This window comes from Erythrobacter neustonensis (assembly GCF_001663175.1).
GTDB lineage: Bacteria > Pseudomonadota > Alphaproteobacteria > Sphingomonadales > Sphingomonadaceae > Erythrobacter > Erythrobacter neustonensis.
The window spans coordinates 735,172-750,752 of the sequence record NZ_CP016033.1; the positions used below are offsets into that span (position 1 = coordinate 735,172).

General features: G+C 66.2%; 16 protein-coding genes. 5 read left to right on the forward strand and 11 right to left on the reverse strand.

Features of this window, described 5'->3' with window-relative positions:
• Window positions 1-51: 51 nt before the first annotated feature.
• The 5 genes from A9D12_RS03435 to pepN all read right to left on the reverse strand — a co-directional run bounded on the left by A9D12_RS03435 (window position 52) and on the right by pepN (window position 6,598).
• Window positions 52-906 (reverse strand): cytochrome c1, encoded by an 855-nt coding sequence (locus A9D12_RS03435; RefSeq protein WP_068349798.1) that lies wholly within the window; start codon window positions 904-906, stop codon window positions 52-54.
• Window positions 907-960: 54 nt separating this feature from the next.
• The gene (locus tag A9D12_RS03440) at window positions 961-2,322 is read right to left on the reverse strand and encodes a cytochrome b (protein ID WP_068349800.1); all 1,362 of its coding nucleotides are present in this window, start codon (window positions 2,320-2,322) and stop codon (window positions 961-963) included.
• 65 nt (window positions 2,323-2,387) lie between these two features.
• Window positions 2,388-2,951, reverse strand: a complete 564-nt coding sequence (gene petA, locus A9D12_RS03445) for a ubiquinol-cytochrome c reductase iron-sulfur subunit (protein WP_068349803.1) — start codon at window positions 2,949-2,951, stop codon at window positions 2,388-2,390.
• 229 nt (window positions 2,952-3,180) lie between these two features.
• A complete protein-coding gene (gene pgeF, locus A9D12_RS03450; RefSeq protein WP_231889688.1) occupies window positions 3,181-3,930 on the reverse strand; it encodes a peptidoglycan editing factor PgeF in 750 nt (249 codons plus the stop codon).
• A gap of 7 nt (window positions 3,931-3,937) precedes the next feature.
• Window positions 3,938-6,598 (reverse strand): aminopeptidase N, encoded by a 2,661-nt coding sequence (gene pepN / locus A9D12_RS03455; protein ID WP_068349805.1) that lies wholly within the window; start codon window positions 6,596-6,598, stop codon window positions 3,938-3,940.
• A gap of 52 nt (window positions 6,599-6,650) precedes the next feature.
• On the opposite strand from pepN, the gene A9D12_RS03460 reads away from it, so the two are divergent.
• On the forward strand, window positions 6,651-7,442 hold the full coding sequence (locus A9D12_RS03460) for a Rossmann-fold NAD(P)-binding domain-containing protein (protein ID WP_068349807.1): 792 nt from the start codon (window positions 6,651-6,653) through the stop codon (window positions 7,440-7,442).
• Here A9D12_RS03460 and A9D12_RS03465 read toward each other — a convergent pair whose 3' ends face one another.
• Both A9D12_RS03465 and A9D12_RS03470 read right to left on the reverse strand, forming a co-directional pair.
• Window positions 7,443-8,390, reverse strand: coding sequence for a DMT family transporter (locus A9D12_RS03465; protein WP_231889689.1), 948 nt, complete (start codon window positions 8,388-8,390; stop codon window positions 7,443-7,445).
• A complete protein-coding gene (locus A9D12_RS03470; RefSeq protein ID WP_068349812.1) occupies window positions 8,387-9,406 on the reverse strand; it encodes a threonine aldolase family protein in 1,020 nt (339 codons plus the stop codon). The genes A9D12_RS03465 and A9D12_RS03470 overlap by 4 nt, the downstream gene beginning before the upstream one ends.
• A 53-nt stretch (window positions 9,407-9,459) precedes the next feature.
• Between A9D12_RS03470 and A9D12_RS03475 the strand changes: the two genes are divergently transcribed.
• A complete protein-coding gene (locus tag A9D12_RS03475) occupies window positions 9,460-9,777 on the forward strand; it encodes a GNAT family N-acetyltransferase (protein ID WP_068349814.1) in 318 nt (105 codons plus the stop codon).
• On the opposite strand, the gene A9D12_RS03480 is transcribed toward A9D12_RS03475, so the two are convergent.
• Together A9D12_RS03480 and A9D12_RS14610 are read right to left on the reverse strand one after the other, a co-directional pair.
• A complete protein-coding gene (locus tag A9D12_RS03480; RefSeq protein ID WP_068349816.1) occupies window positions 9,723-11,288 on the reverse strand; it encodes a PH domain-containing protein in 1,566 nt (521 codons plus the stop codon). The two genes, A9D12_RS03475 and A9D12_RS03480, sit on opposite strands and share 55 nt — an antisense overlap.
• Window positions 11,285-11,791 carry a PH domain-containing protein gene (locus A9D12_RS14610; protein ID WP_068349818.1) on the reverse strand — a complete coding sequence of 169 codons (507 nt, stop codon included), beginning with the start codon at window positions 11,789-11,791 and terminating at the stop codon, window positions 11,285-11,287. The genes A9D12_RS03480 and A9D12_RS14610 overlap by 4 nt, the downstream gene beginning before the upstream one ends.
• Before the next feature lie 132 nt (window positions 11,792-11,923).
• Here A9D12_RS14610 and A9D12_RS14410 point away from each other — a divergent pair, with 132 nt between their 5' ends.
• Both A9D12_RS14410 and A9D12_RS14615 read left to right on the forward strand, forming a co-directional pair.
• The gene (locus tag A9D12_RS14410) at window positions 11,924-12,571 is read left to right on the forward strand and encodes a glutathione S-transferase family protein (protein WP_068349820.1); all 648 of its coding nucleotides are present in this window, start codon (window positions 11,924-11,926) and stop codon (window positions 12,569-12,571) included.
• 100 nt (window positions 12,572-12,671) lie between these two features.
• A complete protein-coding gene (locus A9D12_RS14615; RefSeq protein WP_197489871.1) occupies window positions 12,672-13,106 on the forward strand; it encodes a hypothetical protein in 435 nt (144 codons plus the stop codon).
• Between the two features lie 69 nt (window positions 13,107-13,175).
• On the opposite strand, the gene A9D12_RS03495 is transcribed toward A9D12_RS14615, so the two are convergent.
• Both A9D12_RS03495 and A9D12_RS03500 read right to left on the reverse strand, forming a co-directional pair.
• A complete protein-coding gene (locus A9D12_RS03495; protein ID WP_068349822.1) occupies window positions 13,176-14,474 on the reverse strand; it encodes a spinster family MFS transporter in 1,299 nt (432 codons plus the stop codon).
• The gene (locus tag A9D12_RS03500) at window positions 14,455-15,234 is read right to left on the reverse strand and encodes an SDR family NAD(P)-dependent oxidoreductase (RefSeq protein ID WP_068349824.1); all 780 of its coding nucleotides are present in this window, start codon (window positions 15,232-15,234) and stop codon (window positions 14,455-14,457) included. Before A9D12_RS03500 ends, A9D12_RS03495 begins: the two co-directional genes overlap by 20 nt.
• 135 nt (window positions 15,235-15,369) lie before the next feature.
• Here A9D12_RS03500 and A9D12_RS15085 point away from each other — a divergent pair, with 135 nt between their 5' ends.
• Complete coding sequence (locus A9D12_RS15085; RefSeq protein ID WP_257737049.1) at window positions 15,370-15,501, forward strand: hypothetical protein; 132 nt, start codon at window positions 15,370-15,372, stop codon at window positions 15,499-15,501.
• Window positions 15,502-15,581: the final 80 nt, after the last annotated feature.

A 15,581-nucleotide genomic window follows, 5' to 3' on the forward strand; every position in this document is an offset into this window, starting at 1 on the left:
CCGCAAGGGATGACGGGGCGCGAATGAGCCGTGATCGGCGGACCTTGAAGCTTACTTCTTCTTGGGCTTCAGCCCGGCCCAGATCTGCTTGTAGCTGAGGAAGGCAAGCACGGTCGCAAACAGCAGGAAGCCGACCACGAACCAGCCCGTCTGACGGCGTTCCACCAGCGAAGGCTCGGCGGTCCAGGTCAGGAAGGCGGCAACGTCCTTCGACATCTGCGGCACCGTCGATGCCGTACCGTCGGCGAAGGTCACCTGACCATCGCTCAGCGGCGGGGGCATCGCGATGTTCACGTTGGGGAAGTGCTTGTTAAAGTAGAGGCCATCGGGCGTCTCGAAGCCGACCTTGGCCGCCTTGGCCGGGTCGGGTTCGCCGTAACCCGTCAGCAGGTCATAGACGTAGTTGCTGCCGTCGTGACGCGCCTTGGTCATCAGCGAAAGATCGGGCGGGATCGCGTTGTTGTTCGCGGCCGCTGCGGCAATCGCATTGGGATAGGGGCTCGGGAAGGCATCGGTCGGCAGGCCCGGACGGGTGGTGGCTTCACCGGTCTGCGGGTCGATGCCGGGCACGGTCCAGCTCTTCGCTTCGGCATCGACTTCGGCTTCGGTGTAACCCAGCTGACGCAGGTTCCGGAACGAGACGAACTTCAGGCTGTGGCAGGCCGCACAGACTTCCTTGTAGACCTGGTAGCCGCGCTGCAGCTGGGCCATGTCCCACTTGCCGAACGCGCCGTCGAAGGCAAAGCCGCCCTCGGGGCCTTCGCCATGCTCGTAGAAGGCATAGGAGGGCTGCTTTTCCGGCGCCGGGCCGAAAGCGTAGTTGTAGGCACCGGGCAGCAGCGACCACAACACCAGCACCGCAGTGATGGCGAGGCCGACGATGATGCCTCCAAGACGAATAGTCATGTCCGAACTCTTTCTCGTTATCGGTTCAGATTGCTCTGGCTTGCGACCGGCCGATCACTCGGCCGGTTGCAGCGATCCATCGGGCAGGTTTCCGGCGTCGCCGCCATTCACCACACCGGCACGCGGCGCTTCCCGGGCCGGGTCCTGACCGACCACCGCTTCGGTGATCGAGAAGGGCAGCGGCTTGGGCACTTCGATCTGGCTGATGATCGGCAGGATCACCAGGAAGTGCAGGAAGTAATACGCGGTTGCGATCTGGCTGAGCACCACGAAGGGTTCCTCGGCCGGCGCGCCGCCGCAGTAGAACAGCACCGCCATGGTCGGGATCAGACCGAACCAGAAGAACTTGCGGAACAGCGGGCGGTAGTGACCCGAACGCACCGGGCTCTTGTCCAGCCAGGGCAGGATGAACCACAGCAGGATCGAACCGAACATCGCGATCACACCCAGAAGCTTCGCCGGGATCAGGGTGATGCCGGTGAAGGGGATGGTGAGATCGCCGGTGAAGGCACGCAGGATCGCGTAGAACGGCCAGAAGTACCATTCGGGAACGATGTGCGCAGGCGTCGAGAGCGGGTTGGCCTCGATGTAGTTGTCGGGGTGACCCAGCGCGTTGGGCAGGAAGAAGACCATCGCGGTGAACAGGATCAGGAACACGCCGAGACCGAAGCCGTCCTTGGCGGTGTAATAGGGGTGGAACGGAACGGTGTCCGATTCCTGCTTCACTTCAACGCCGGTCGGGTTCGACGAGCCGGGAATGTGCAGCGCCCAGATGTGCAGGATCACGACGCCCGCGATCACGAAGGGCAACAGGAAGTGCAAGCTGAAGAAGCGGTTCAGCGCGGCGTTGTCGGGCGCGAAACCGCCCAGCAGCCACACCTGCAGCGGCTCACCCACCAAGGGGATCGCGCTGAACAGTCCGGTAATCACCTGCGCGCCCCAGAAGCTCATCTGGCCCCAGGGAAGCACGTAACCCATGAAGGCGGTCGCCATCATGAGCAGGAAGATCACCACACCCAGCAGCCAGATCATCTCGCGCGGGGCCTTGTACGACGAATAGAACAGGCCGCGGAAGATGTGCATGTAGATGACGATGAAGAAGAAGCTCGCGCCGTTGGCGTGGGCATAACGCAGCATCCAGCCGTAGTTCACATCGCGCATGATGTGTTCGACGGTGGCGAAGGCCACGAGGCCATTGGCCGCGTAGTGCATCGCCAGGACGACCCCGGTGATGATCTGGATCATCAGGCAGACCCCGGCGAGCACGCCGAAGTTCCACATGTAGTTGAGGTTGCGCGGCACCGGATAACCGGCCCCGACAGCGTTGTAGACGAGACGCGGCAACGGCAGCTTTTCATCAAGCCACTTGGTCAATCCGGTCTTCGGTTCGTATTGCTTGGCCCAGGCGAAACTCATGGCGTTCTCTCGGCTTGATCGAAGGGAAAAGTCAGGCGATTGTTTGGCGTGTCAGATACGCAGGATCAACCGACCCGGATGACCGTATCGGACTTGAACTCGTATTCCGGCACCAGCAGGTTCTTGGGCGCAGGGCCTTTGCGGATGCGTCCGGCGACGTCGTAGTGCGAACCGTGGCAGGGGCAGAAATAGCCGCCGAATTCGCCCTTGTTCTCGCCTTCGGCCGCGCCCAGCGGCACGCAGCCGAGGTGGGTGCAGACGCCCATCGTCACGAGCACGTCCTCGTGCCCTTCCTTGGTGCGTTCGGCCAGTGCGGCGGGGTCGCGCATGTCGACCGCATCATCCTTCTTGGCGGCGGCGATTTCTTCCGGGGTGAGCCGCTTCACGAACAGCGGCTGCTTGCGGAAGGTTGCCTTGATGCTCTGCCCGGGCTGGATCGCACCGACATCGATCTCGGTGGTGCTCGCGGCAAGCACGTCCTGCGACGGCGCCATCTGCGAAATCAGCGGGAACAGTACCGATGCCGCGCCGACACCGGCGGTGCCCAGGGCGGCGACGTGAATCCAGTCGCGGCGACGCACGCCGTCTGCGGTGGTGAGTTCGGTAGTAGCGGCCGTTTCAGGTGCCATTTCGTCTTACCCTGCTCGTTTTGCCGCGCCGGAAAGCCCTGCGCGGCGTGATGTTCCGATACGGAGCCCGTCAAGCCCCTGGCCGATCCGTCGATTGGTCCCCGTTCCGGGCCCGCAGGTGCCATCGCGGCGACCTCGACCCAAAACTACGGGCGGGCAATTAACGGCAATCCTTCGAGAATCCAACCGTGTTTTAGTCAAGCTGCGTTCACAGCCGTGCAAGCGCGCTCTATGGTAGCGCGATCATACTGATCTGCCGACCATAATTTGCCTCGCCCGCCTGTGTGGCGCGTCTGTGCGAATGGTAACGCGCAACCTCGGCGAATGTATCCCGCGCCGTATCCGCAGTTTTGCTAAGGCCTGCCGCAGTCAGCCGCGCCGTGATGAAACCCGGCAGGTCGAAATGCCACCGCGCGGTGCCTTCACGCATCGGTGCGGGCGCGAAAAAGCGTTCGGCATCAACGTGAAAACGCGCGCGAAAGGGCGCGTCGACCTCGTAACTGGGCTGCGCGATCGTGGGCCCCAGAACCGCGGCGATATTGCCGCGCGTCGCGCCCAGCGCCTCCATTGCGGCGATGGTGTTTTCAAGCACGCCGTCCACCGCCCCGCGCCAGCCCGCATGCGCCGCGCCGATTACGCCCGCCGCGCGGTCGGCAAACAGGATGGGCCCGCAATCGGCGGTAACGATGCCCAGCACGATGCCAGGCGTGGCGGTAACCACCGCATCGGCCACCGGGCGCCCTTCGGCAGCATCGTCCCAGCCTTGCAAGACCGTCACCACATCGGGCGAATGCACCTGATGCGGTGCGGCGAGGCTACCGCCCGGACACAGCGATGCCGCCGCCGCCGCGCGCAAGGCGCGCACATCGGCCCCGTCGCCCGGCCCGCCGAAACCGAACTGGTGCTTGGCCCCATTGCTGCCGAAAAAGGCGTGCGGCACGCCTTCGAGCAGCGGCGAAGTGTCGGTCTGGAAGTCCACCCCCCGGTCAGCCTTCGAGCGAGCGGCTGACCTGCTCGAAGGTGTCGCGCGACAGGTTACCGCTGGCCAGAATCCGTTCAAGCTCGGCCTTCATCAGCGCCGCACGCCCCGGCTCGATCCGCCGCCAGCGGCCCAGCGCCGGCACGAATCGCGCCGCGGTCTGCGGATTGATAGGGTCCAGTGCGAGGATCACGTCGGCGACCATCCGGTATCCCTCGCCATCGGCCTTGTGGAAGCCCTTGGGATTGCCCGCAAACGCCATGTGGAGCGAGCGCACGCGGTTGGGATTGCGGATCGTGAAATCGGGATGTTCGGCAAGCTTGCGAACATGCGCGATCACATCGGGGTGGAACGACAGCGCCTGCAGCGTGAACCACTTGTCGATCACCAGCGCGTTGTCCTTGTACCGCTCGTAGAAGGCGGCAAGCCGCGCTTCGCGTTCGGGCACATCGAGGCTGCACAAGACCATCAGCGCGCCTTGCCGACCGGTCATGTTGTCGGCCGCATCATACTGCGCCGCGGCCAGCGATGCTGCGGTGGCAGGATCGGCAGCCGCGATCAGGCCGAGGACAAGCGTCTTGACCTTGCGCGCGCCGCGGCCGGCAGGATCATCGAGCGGGATCGCGCTGGTGCGTGCGTGCGCGGCCTGCAATTCGCCCGCAAGGGCCGTTGCGATCGCGGCCTTCAGCCCCTCGCGCGCGGTGTGGATCGCGCCGGGATCGGCAAGCTGCGTTCCCGTTGCCATCGCTTCGAACAGATAGGTTTCGGATGGCAGCACCAGCAGTTCGCCGCGCATCGCATCGTCGAGCGCCGCGTCGGCAAGGCTCGCGCGGAAGGCCGCGATGATCGCCGCCTCACCGTCGGCCTGTTCCTCTGCCGAAAGCGTGCCGCGCGCCGCGCCGACCAGATGGGCGACGCCAAGCTCCTGCAAGGCTTCCGACCGCGCGAAGGGATCGTCATCGTGCGCGGCGAGGAACACCAGATCCTCGCGCGAGAGGCTGCGTTCGATCACCACGGGAGCGGTAAAGCCGCGGTTGATCGAGACCACCGGATCGGGCCCGGCAAGCGGCAGATCGAACGTCTGCTCCGCGCTGTCGAGCACGATCAGCTGCTCGGCACCCAGCGCGCCGCTCCGCGAATGGACCGCGACCTTGAGCGGGATCGGCATGGGCTGCTTGTCGGGCTGGCCGGGGGTGGCGGGCACCGTCTGCTTGAGCGTCAGCTTGAGCGTGTCGCCCTCGACCATCTGCGAGACCGCGATGCGCGGCGTGCCGGCCTGCGAATACCACAGCCGGAACTGGCCAAGATCGACCCCGGCCCCGTCCTCGATCGCGCGGACGAAATCCTCGCAGGTCGCCGCCTCGCCGTCGTGGCGGTCGAAATAGAGATCGGTCCCGGCGCGGAACCGCGTCTCGCCCACCATCGAGCGCATCATGCGGATGACTTCCGCGCCCTTGTTGTAGACGGTCGCGGTGTAGAAGTTGCTGATCTCGCGGTAGCTGTCGGGCCGGATCGGGTGCGCGAGCGGCCCGGCATCCTCGGGGAACTGCGCTGCGCGCAGGATGCGCACATCCTCGATCCGCTTGACCGCCTCGCCGCGCATGTCCTGGCTGAACATCTGGTCGCGCAGCACGGTGAAGCCCTCCTTCAAGGAAAGCTGGAACCAGTCGCGGCAGGTGATGCGGTTGCCCGACCAGTTGTGGAAGTATTCGTGCGCGATCACGCCTTCGACCGCGTCGAAATCGGCGTCGGTCGCGGTGTCGGGGTCGGCCAGCACGTATTTGGTGTTGAAGACGTTGAGCCCCTTGTTCTCCATTGCCCCCATGTTGAAATCGGAGACGGCGACGATGTTGTAGAGATCGAGGTCGTATTCGCGCCCGAACACTTCCTCGTCCCACTTCATCGAGCGGTGGAGCGATTCGAGCGCGTGATCGGTGCGCGCCAGATCTTCGGCCCGCACCCAGACGTTGCATTCGACCTTGCGGCCCGAAACCGTGGTGAAAGGCTTCGAATTCGCCACCAGATCGCCCGCGACCAGCGCGAACAGGTAGGACGGCTTGGGCCAGGGGTCGTGCCATTCGGCCCAGTGGGTGCCATCGCCGTTGTCGCCTTCGGCCACGCGGTTGCCGTTGCACAGCAGGATCGGGAAGGCCGCCTTGTCGCCCTCCATCCGCACCGCATAGGTCGACAAGACATCGGGCCGGTCGGGGAAGAAGGTGATGCGGCGGAAGCCCTCGCTCTCGCACTGGGTGCACAGCATTCCGTTCGAGGCATACAGCCCCATCAGCTGCGTGTTGGCCGAAGGGTCGATGATCGTGACGATCTCGACGCTGTGGCGCTCGCCCGGCAGGGTCACGATCAGATCGGGCCCGTCCATCCGCCATGTCGCTGGCGCGCCGTCGACCGTCACGCTCTCCGCGGTCAGGCTGTCGCCATTGAGCCGCAGTTCGGGCGAGGGATCGGCTGCCGGGTTGCGTTCGACGTCCAGCGTCGCGGTGACGCGGGTGGCATCGGGGGCAAGCCGGAAATCGAGCCGCGTGGTCGGCACCGCCCAGGCAAAGGGCGCATAATCCTCGCGCCGGATCACCGGCGGATCGTGCGGCGTGGGGGCGGCATCCGCGATTTCGGGGTTGCCTTCGGGCGTGGTGGGGGTGGTTGCGATATCCATGCCTGCTGATTTAGGTTGTTTCGTGCAGGCGTCCAATGCTTAGGTTTGCGTGATGGCCCATTTGCTGATCTTCGGGCTCGGCTACACCGCCGGGCGGATCGCCACCGCGATGCAGGGGCGCGGCTGGCAGGTGCGCGCGACGGGCAGCGCAGGCGACATCGCCTTTGCCGATTCCGACGCGGTGCTCGCCGCGCTGGACGATGCCAGCCACGTGCTCTCCTCTGTCCCGCCGGGCCGCGATGGCGATGATCCGGTGCTGAGCGAATATGCCGAGGCGCTGAAGGGCCGCGCATTGTTCTACCTTTCCTCCACCGGCGTTTACGGCGACCGCGGCGGGGCATGGGTCGACGAGGCGACCCCCACCATCGCGCAGGCCGGCGAAGGCCGCCGCAATGCGCGCGCCGAAGCCGATGCCGCATGGCTGGCGATAGGCGCGCGCGCGTTCCGGCTGCCGGGGATCTACGGGCCAGGCCGCTCCGCGCTTGACCGCGCGCGCGAGGGCAAGGCGCGGCGGATGGATATTCCGGGGCAGGTCTTCAGCCGCATCCATGTCGCCGACATCGTCAGCGGGGTGGTCGCCGCACTGGAGCAGGACGCGCCGCCGGGCGCCTACAATCTCGGCGATGATCTTCCCACCAGCGGCAATGACGTGACCGAGCACGCCTGCCGCTTGCTCGGGCTGCCGTTGCCGCCGCTGGAAACGCTGGAGAGCGCCAACCTGTCCGACATGGCGCGCGGGTTCTACATGGAGAACCGCCGCGTCGCCAACGGCAAGGCCAGACGCGTGCTGGGCTGGCAGCCCAAATATCCGACCTATGTCGAAGGGCTCGCCGCGCTCGTCTGATCAGCGCCGCAGCGCCCCCGATTGCTGGACCTGCACGGCCTTCACCCTTCGCGCGCGCAAGGCCAGCCCCATGCCGGTAAGCGCGAGCGCCATCCCGGCCCCCGAAAGCGCATCCCACGCAAACCCTTCGAACAGCGTCGACAGCAGCATCGCCACGCACACCGTGACGATCCCGTTATAGGCGGTCTTGCCCGCGCCGATCTCGCGCACCAGATTGTAGTGCAGCGGGAACGTCACCACCGACCCGATGATCGCGAGATAGGCCGTTCCTGCCCAGAACTGCCACGTCACCGGCACCTGCGGCGGGCCTTGCGTAACCAGCGCAAAGCCGAAGTCGAACACCGTTCCATAGAGCATCGCCCATGACAGCAGGCTCACCATCGGCACGCCGCGGCCCGTAGGGTTGGCCTGCACGACGTTGGCGATCGAGGCCGACAGCATCCCCCCCACCGCGAGCACAATGCCCAAAGCCACGCTGCCGCCGAGCGGGGCGGCGTTCCATTCATGCGCGAGCAGCAGCGCGACGCCCGCAATCGCCACCATGCTGCCGGCGATAAATCCGCCCTGCACCCGCTCGCCGATGAAGACGCGGGCAAACAGCGCATTGGGCACCATCAGCAGCGCGAACATCACCGCGACGATGCCTGAGGTGATGTGCTGTTCGGCATGATAGACGAACAGGAAATTGCCCGAAAACTGCGCGATCCCCACGCCCAGCGCGAGCAGGTGTTCGGCGCGGTTCAATCGCAGGCGGTTGCCCATCAGCATCGCCACCACGAACAGCGCCGGGGTTGCCAGCATGAAGCGGAAGAACACCCCCCACGCGGCGGGCACATCGGCGATCTGTCCGGCGATCACGAACCAGGTCGAGCCCCAGATCGTGCCGGTCACCAGAAACGGGAACAGCACCCGCGGGCTGAGCATCGATGGTGCGGATGCGTCGCTCACAATGCGGCGATCGCCTTGCCCAGCGCCTGCGCATCCTCGGGCCGCGTGTTCCAAGCGGTGACGAAGCGCGCCGAATCCGCGCCCCAATCGTAAAAGGCGAAATCCTGCGCGCGCAGCGCCGCGCGCTCGGCTTCGGTCAGGCGCACGAACAGCTCGTTCGCCTCGACCGGGTGCAGCAGACGGTCGGCGCAGCCCGCGGCAACTTCCTGCGCGGCGGCATTGGCGTGCGCGGCGTTAGCGAGCCACAGGTCATTCTCGAGCATCGCGAGGATCTGCGCGGCGAGATAGCGGCCCTTGCATTGCAGGTGGCCGGCGCGCTTGCGGCGATAGCGCACGTCCATCGCGCGCTCGGGATCGAACAGCACCACCGCCTCGGCCCCCATGCCGCCGTTCTTGATGAAGCCGAAGGCGAGGCTGTCGACCGGCCCGCTCGCAGCGCGCGCCGCCGTTTGCGCCGAACCGCCGAGGAAGGCGGCGGCATTGGCAAAGCGTGCGCCGTCCATGTGCAGGCCAAGCCGGCGATCCTTGGCAAAGGCGGCAAGCGCCGCCAGTTCGCCCGGCGTATAGGCGCGGCCATATTCGCTTGCCTGCGTGATCGCGATCGCGTGCGGCTGCACCTGATGCACGTCGTTGCGGATCGGATCGACGAAGGCCGCGATGGCTTCGGGCGTCAGCTTTGCGCCCTCGCCTTGCGCCAGCATCAACTTGGCACCGTGGAGGAAGAAGCCCGGCGCGCCGCCCTCGTCGACCTCGATATGCGCTTCGGCGTGGCACACCACCCCGCCATGTGGCTGCACCAGCGTGCCCAGCGCCAGGCAATTGGCCGCCGTGCCCGTCGCCACCCACAGCGCGGCGCATTCGCGCCCGAACAATGCGGTGAACCGCGCGTCGAGCTCGGCGGAAAGCCGGTCCCCGTCGTATGGGTTGTCCGGTTGGTCGGCCTTGCGCATCGCGTCCCACACGCGGGGGTGGACGGCGGCGGCGTTGTCGGACAGGAAGGGTTTGGCGAGGGTCATAGGCTTTCGCCTCTAGCCGCACTTTCCGGCGTGACAAGCGGGAGCATAGCATCATGACCGACCAAATCGCCCAGCCCACCATCACCCACCACGTTCAGGGCGCGGGCGGCCGCTATGTCGCGGCGGTCGAGGGATCGACCGAACAGGGCTATCTCGAATGGGAACCGGGCGAGGAAAAGGACGGCAACGAAGTGCGGATCGCCGCGCACACCATCGTCCCGCGCGAAATCGGCGGGCGCGGCGTGGCGGCGGCGCTGGTCGACCGGCTGGTCGAGGATGCCGGGCGGCAGGGCTTCCTGATCCGCCCCGATTGCTCCTATGTCGCCAGGAAGTTCGAAGAGAACCCCGGCTGGGCCGAATTCAGGGTCTGAGCGCCCGCCTGCGGCGCTGCGTCGAGCCGCGAGAAATCGGTTGCGGTGATCGTTTCGAGCACCGCGGCCCGCAACGCGCGCGCTTCGGCAAGCGGCACCCCGTGCATCGCGAAAGCTCCGCCTGCGAGCCCAAGGTGCACCGAGGCATAGCCGCGCAGCCGCGCGATCGGCCCCTGCACGATCTCGGCCGAATGCAGCTTGAGCCGGGTCGCCACCCCCAGCGTGGGCGAGGCAAAGCCGTGGCTGGCATAGACCTGCGCGTCATCGATCGCGTGGCGGCGAAACTCCCAGGCATAAAGATTGGCCGCCACCGCGATCACCGCCATCCCCAGCGGGATAAGGAACAGGCCGAAGGGCGCGAAGGCCGCGGTCACGCCCGCCGCAATCACGAACACACTTGAATCGATGATTGCCCTGTCGGTGCGATGCCGCTTGCTCGCGCGGTGCCAGTCGGTCGCCGCATCGGGCAGCCGGAACCCCGCCGACCGCGCGATCGGCGCGATCTCGTCCATTCTGGCGAAGGGCGCGACCACGTGGCTTGCGCTCTCGCTATCCTGCGCAAGGCTGACGAAGCTCAGTCCGTGCCAGCCCAGCCGGTAGCGCACCAGACCCGTGCCGATCACCAGCCCCTGCACCCGGTGCGCGGGCATCACGACATCGGTCTGGGTGAGCAGCCCGCGCTGCCTCCGGAACCCGCGCGCCGAGCGGGTGAGCGTGAAACCCCAGTCCCGCAGCACGGTGCGCACCACGCCCGTTACCGAACCCACCAGCAACAGCCCGATAAGCCCCGCCGCCGCGCCCAGCGCCTGCGCATAGGGCCCAAGCGTCGCGACCGTGCTGCCTTGCTCCTTGAGCCAGCGATACCACAGGTCGACATTCCAGACATCGATCGAGCTGACATCGTCGATGTATTGCAGCGCGCCGCCCAGCACCGCGAAAACCGCGAGCGAGAATTCGAACAGGCCGAAGGTGAAAAGCCGGCGCGGGCCCATCGCGAACAAGACCTCGCCGCTATCCTGTTCGGGCGCATCGCCGGCAGGTTCGGCAGCGGCCACCATCGCCGCCCCGTCCTCGCGCCGTTCGCGCACCAACTGGCGCAGGCGCTCGCCATCGGCGGTGGTGAGATATTGCAGCGCCAGATCATCGCCCCCGCCCGCCCCCGTCTCGAACTTGACCGCGACCAGCCCCAGCAGGCGCGGGAGCAGTTTGGCTTCGAGGCTGACATCCTGGATCCGCTCGAACGGGACCGAACGCGCCGCGCGGCTGAAAATCCCGCTTTCGACGCGGATATCGGCCTCGGAGACGGTATAGGTCAGCCGCCGCCAGCCCAGATAGCTCGTGACCACGCCGATCGTCACCGCGACTGCGGCCACCGCGGCCGCGACCCAGAACCGCCCGCCATCGCCGATCCCCGAAAAGGCGATCGCGGCCGCGGGGATCACCGCGCTGCGGATCGCGCCCAGCGCGCCGATGACAACGCTGGTGGGCGCGGTATGGCGCGCCTCGCTCACAGGCTTTCGCGCCGGATGTGGCTGCGGATGTCCTCGCGCATGTCGCGCGCCAGTTCCTCGCCCAGCCCCGGCAAGGCGACGCTGGCATTGTGGTTGCCCGCGGTGTGCAGCGTCAGTGTGGCGATGCCGAAGAACCGCTCGAGCGGCCCTTGGTCGACATCGATATGCTGCACGCGGCCGAACGGCACCACGGTATCGCGGCGCACCAGCAGCCCGCGCACCACGCGCAGCCGGTCGGCACCGATCTGATACCCGCGCGCATTGTAACGCGACTGCGGAATGCGGATCACCAGCGCGATCGCGATCAGCAGCACAGCGCCCGCGATGATTCCGGTCGGAAACAGCCGCTCGTCGCGAAAGGCGGTTTCGAGCACCAGCGACCCGGCAAGAAAGGGGATCGCGGTCAGGGCCGTGCGCACCCGCAGCGCATGGGCATAATTGCGGTGCAGCCTGGTGAGCGCGCCCTCGTCTTCCGGCGGCAGGGCAATCGGGGTGTGATCCATGGTGCCTTATCTGCGCAATACAGCACCGCGGCGCAAGCGCTTTTGCCGCGCGGCCTAGCGCATTTAGGAGGGCGACGGCGCCGCCCTGCCCCCCTAGAACCGCCGCACCATCGCCATCCGGGAGAGACACGCATGACCACGCTCCATTCCAGCCTCGGCCCCAACCCGCGCCTCGTGCGGATGTTCATGATCGAGAAGGGGCTGGAGGAGGGGCGCGATTTTGCCCGCGTGCATTACGACATCATCGCAGGCCAGAACCGGCAGGATGCGCAATACATGGCGCGCAACCCCCAAGGCACCACCCCCACGCTCGAACTCGACGACGGCACCTGCCTCACCGAAAGCTGGCCGATCTGCGAATATATCGAGGAACTGCACCCCGCCCCCAACCTCTTCGGAGAAACCCCGGTCGAGCGCGCGCAGGTGCGCAAATGGGCGCGATTGTTCGATCAGGAGGTCGTCGTGCCGATGACGATGGGCTTTCGCGCAGGCGCAGGCCGCCCGATGTTCCAGCCGCGCATGACCGTGGTCTCGATGGAAGCAGGCGCAGAACTTTCCGCGCTGGCGGATGAAAAGTGGCGGTTGTTCGACAGCTATCTGGGCGCCGGCAACCACATCGCGCTGGGCCGTTTCACCTTTGCCGACCTGCTGATCTTCGCCTTTGCCAATTTCGGCTTCACCGTGGGCTGGAAGCTGCCCGAAGGCACCGACAACCTCGCGCGCTTTATCGAAGCGCACAACCAGCGTGCTTGTGCTGCGGTGTGGCAGGACAGCGAATGACGCATGGCATGAACGGCAGCTTTTGCGGGTGCGCAGAAAAAACTGCCGTTCGGCTTCCGCCCCCCTTGCTGCTGGCTAGCCTCCGTCGCAAAGTCGCAAGATGAGGGAGCAGCGAATTGCCTTTGTTTCAATGTGCATCCTGTGCTTGAGCGCGTGTTCGGTAGCGAGCAGCGAGAAAGAGCAGTTGAGCGAAACTATCGAAGCTGCCCTCCAACTTCCCGAAGGCGCATGGCCACTGGACCGCTACGAACGATATTATGCCAAGGGCAACGGCCGAATTCTGGGTGTCTACACCGTTCACTCTGCGGATCATCGCCGACAGGTGCTGAAACTTTGCCGGGGCCTTGATGATGACCCTTTCCCGTGTCCTTCAGGTGGCGAGGGACTTAGGTTGGTCGCAGCGGGGCAGAGCCTCTGGCTCGATGATCCGGAAGATCTTCCTGCGACGAGCGGCGGAGGATGTTCGCTCGTTACCATCTCCTATTTGCCTAGCGAACGGAAATTTGAGCGCATCGAATGCAATGGCAAATATTGAGAGGATCGGCAGAAAACCACCCAATTGCAGCCATTACGCAGGCCGTCAGCCCTTCCCGATAGCGGACGGCTACCTTCCCCGCATCTGCTCCAGGTAACCGCTCGGCCCCATCTGTCTTGCCGTCCATGCGAAGATCGCAAGGCTCGCCGCCCCTGCCCCCAGCGACACCGCGAACACCGCAATCGCCAGCGCCTGCGGGCCTTGCGTGGGTGCAAGCGCGTCGCTCAGGGCGCCGGTTACGGCAAGGCCCAGCGCTTGCCCAATGAGGTTGTTGAAGAACAGGGCGAGGGCGACCGCAAAGCCGCGGCTCGCCGGTTCGACCGCGGCCTGGATGCCCGACATGATCCCCGCCTGTGATGCGACATAGATCGCATAGGCGAGGCCGAACCAGCCCAGAAACGCACCGAAGCTGCCCGAGGTCAGGCTGAGGGCCAGCGGGATCACGCAGCCAAGGCTGGTTGCGCCCGGCAGCCACGCGCGCCAGCGCTCGTCTTTCAGGCACAGCCATTGGGTGACATAGCCGCCGAGGATCGGGCCCGGTATTCCGCCCAGAAAGAAGGTAAGCCCGAGATAGAGGCCCACATCGCCGGTCGAGATGTTGAATTCGCGCAACATCACCGGGGCCATCCAGAAAGCGAGCGCATAGCCGATCATGATCTGCACCGCCCAGCCCAGCGCCAGACCCATGAAGACGCGGTTGGTCAAAAGGCTGCGGATGGTCTCGCCCAGGGGGCGCTGCGCCATGTCGGTGCCGGCAGGGGCATATTGTCCGCGCGGCGCTTCGCGCATGGTGAGATAGATGACCGCGCCCAGCAGCAGGCCCGGCAGGCCCATCAGCACGAAGGCCCAGCGCCAGTTGAACATCTCGGCCAGTTGCCCGCCGATCAGTAGGCCGCCCGCTGTGCCCATGCTCGCCCCGATGGTCAGGAACCCCATCGCCTTGGCAAGTTCGGCGCGGGTGAAATAATCCGCCACGAGGCTTTGGGCAGATGGCCCGGAGCAACCCTCGCCCACGCCCACGCCGGTGCGCGCGAGGAACAGGGTCCAGAACCCCGTCGCCAGCCCGCAGGCTGCGGTCATCAGGCTCCAGAAGCCGATTGCGGCGGCCACGATGTTCTTGCGGGTCGAACGGTCGGCCAGCCGCGCAGCGGGAAAGCCCGCCAGCACGTAGACCACCGAAAAGGCGGCGCCGCCCAAAAGCCCCAGCTCGGTATCGCTGAGGGCGAAGGCGGTCTTGATATCCTCCACCAGGATCGAGAACACCAGCCGATCCGCTACGCTGAACGCGCTCGTCAGCGTGAGCAGGCCGAGGACATACCAGCGGTACGCCCCCGGCTTGCGTGCGGTCTCAGTGATGGGGTCGGGCATAAAGGCCATTGTCCACGGGGATCGTCAGGCCGTTGAGGAAACGCGCCTCGTCCGAGGCGAGGAACAGCACGCAGGCAGCCACATCCTTGGGGGCGCCCAGCGCATTGGCATCGAGCGGACCTTCGGCCACGGCCTGCAATTCCTGCCCCGCCCGGCCCGAGATATCGCGCACCATCGGGGTCTCGATCCCGCCGGGGGCGAGCGCGTTCACGCGGATGCCGTAGCCCTTGTCCTGAAAGTCCATCGCAAGGCTGCGGGTCAGCCCCGCGATCCCCGCCTTGCACGCGGCATAGGCCGGGATGGCACCGTAACCCAGAAGCGCGGCGGTCGATGCCATGTTGATGATCGACGATCCGCCCCCGCCGACAGTCTTGTGGCGGTGCTTCATCAGCGGGACGGCGTATTTGCAGCCCAGAAACGTGCCGACCACGTGGATGTCGAGATGCAGGCGGAAATGGGCAAGGCTGCAATCCTCGATGCTTTCGAAGATCACGTTGCCCGCGTTGTTGACGAGGATGTCGAGCCCGCCGTGGCGTTCCTCGACCGCGCGCATCACCTCGATCCACTGGTCTTCATCGGTCACATCGAGCGCCAGCGCGTCGCCGCCGATGCTGTCGGCGACCTTGTGCGCCAGTTCGGCATCGCGGTCGGTGACGATCACCTTGGCGCCTTCGCGCGCCAGCGCCTCGCAATCGGCCTTGCCCAGCCCCATCGCCCCGCCCGTCACGAGCGCCACTTTGCCCGCTACCCGTCCCGCCATACTGCCTTCCTCCCCGCCAATGCCGTTGTCGTGTCGCCGCCAGCCTATCGGGCGCGCCGCGCGGGGCCACTGTCGAAAGCGCGAGGGCGAAGGCGACCTGCGCGGATCCATGCTTTTCACCAGAGCCTTGATGCGATGATCGGTGCGCAAATCGTGCCGCCATCGCCGCGCGCCCAGCCCGTGATCGGCCCGGGCCGGATCTGGCCGTCCGACCCGCGCCGCGGCCAGATGGCGCGCAAGGCGGCGCACCGGCAATCAGCCGAATGACGTTACGGCATGGCGCTTTTGAAAGGCGCTGTTGCGGATATGTCGCGCGATGGCCGCGTCACTATCGCTTTTGCGGATGG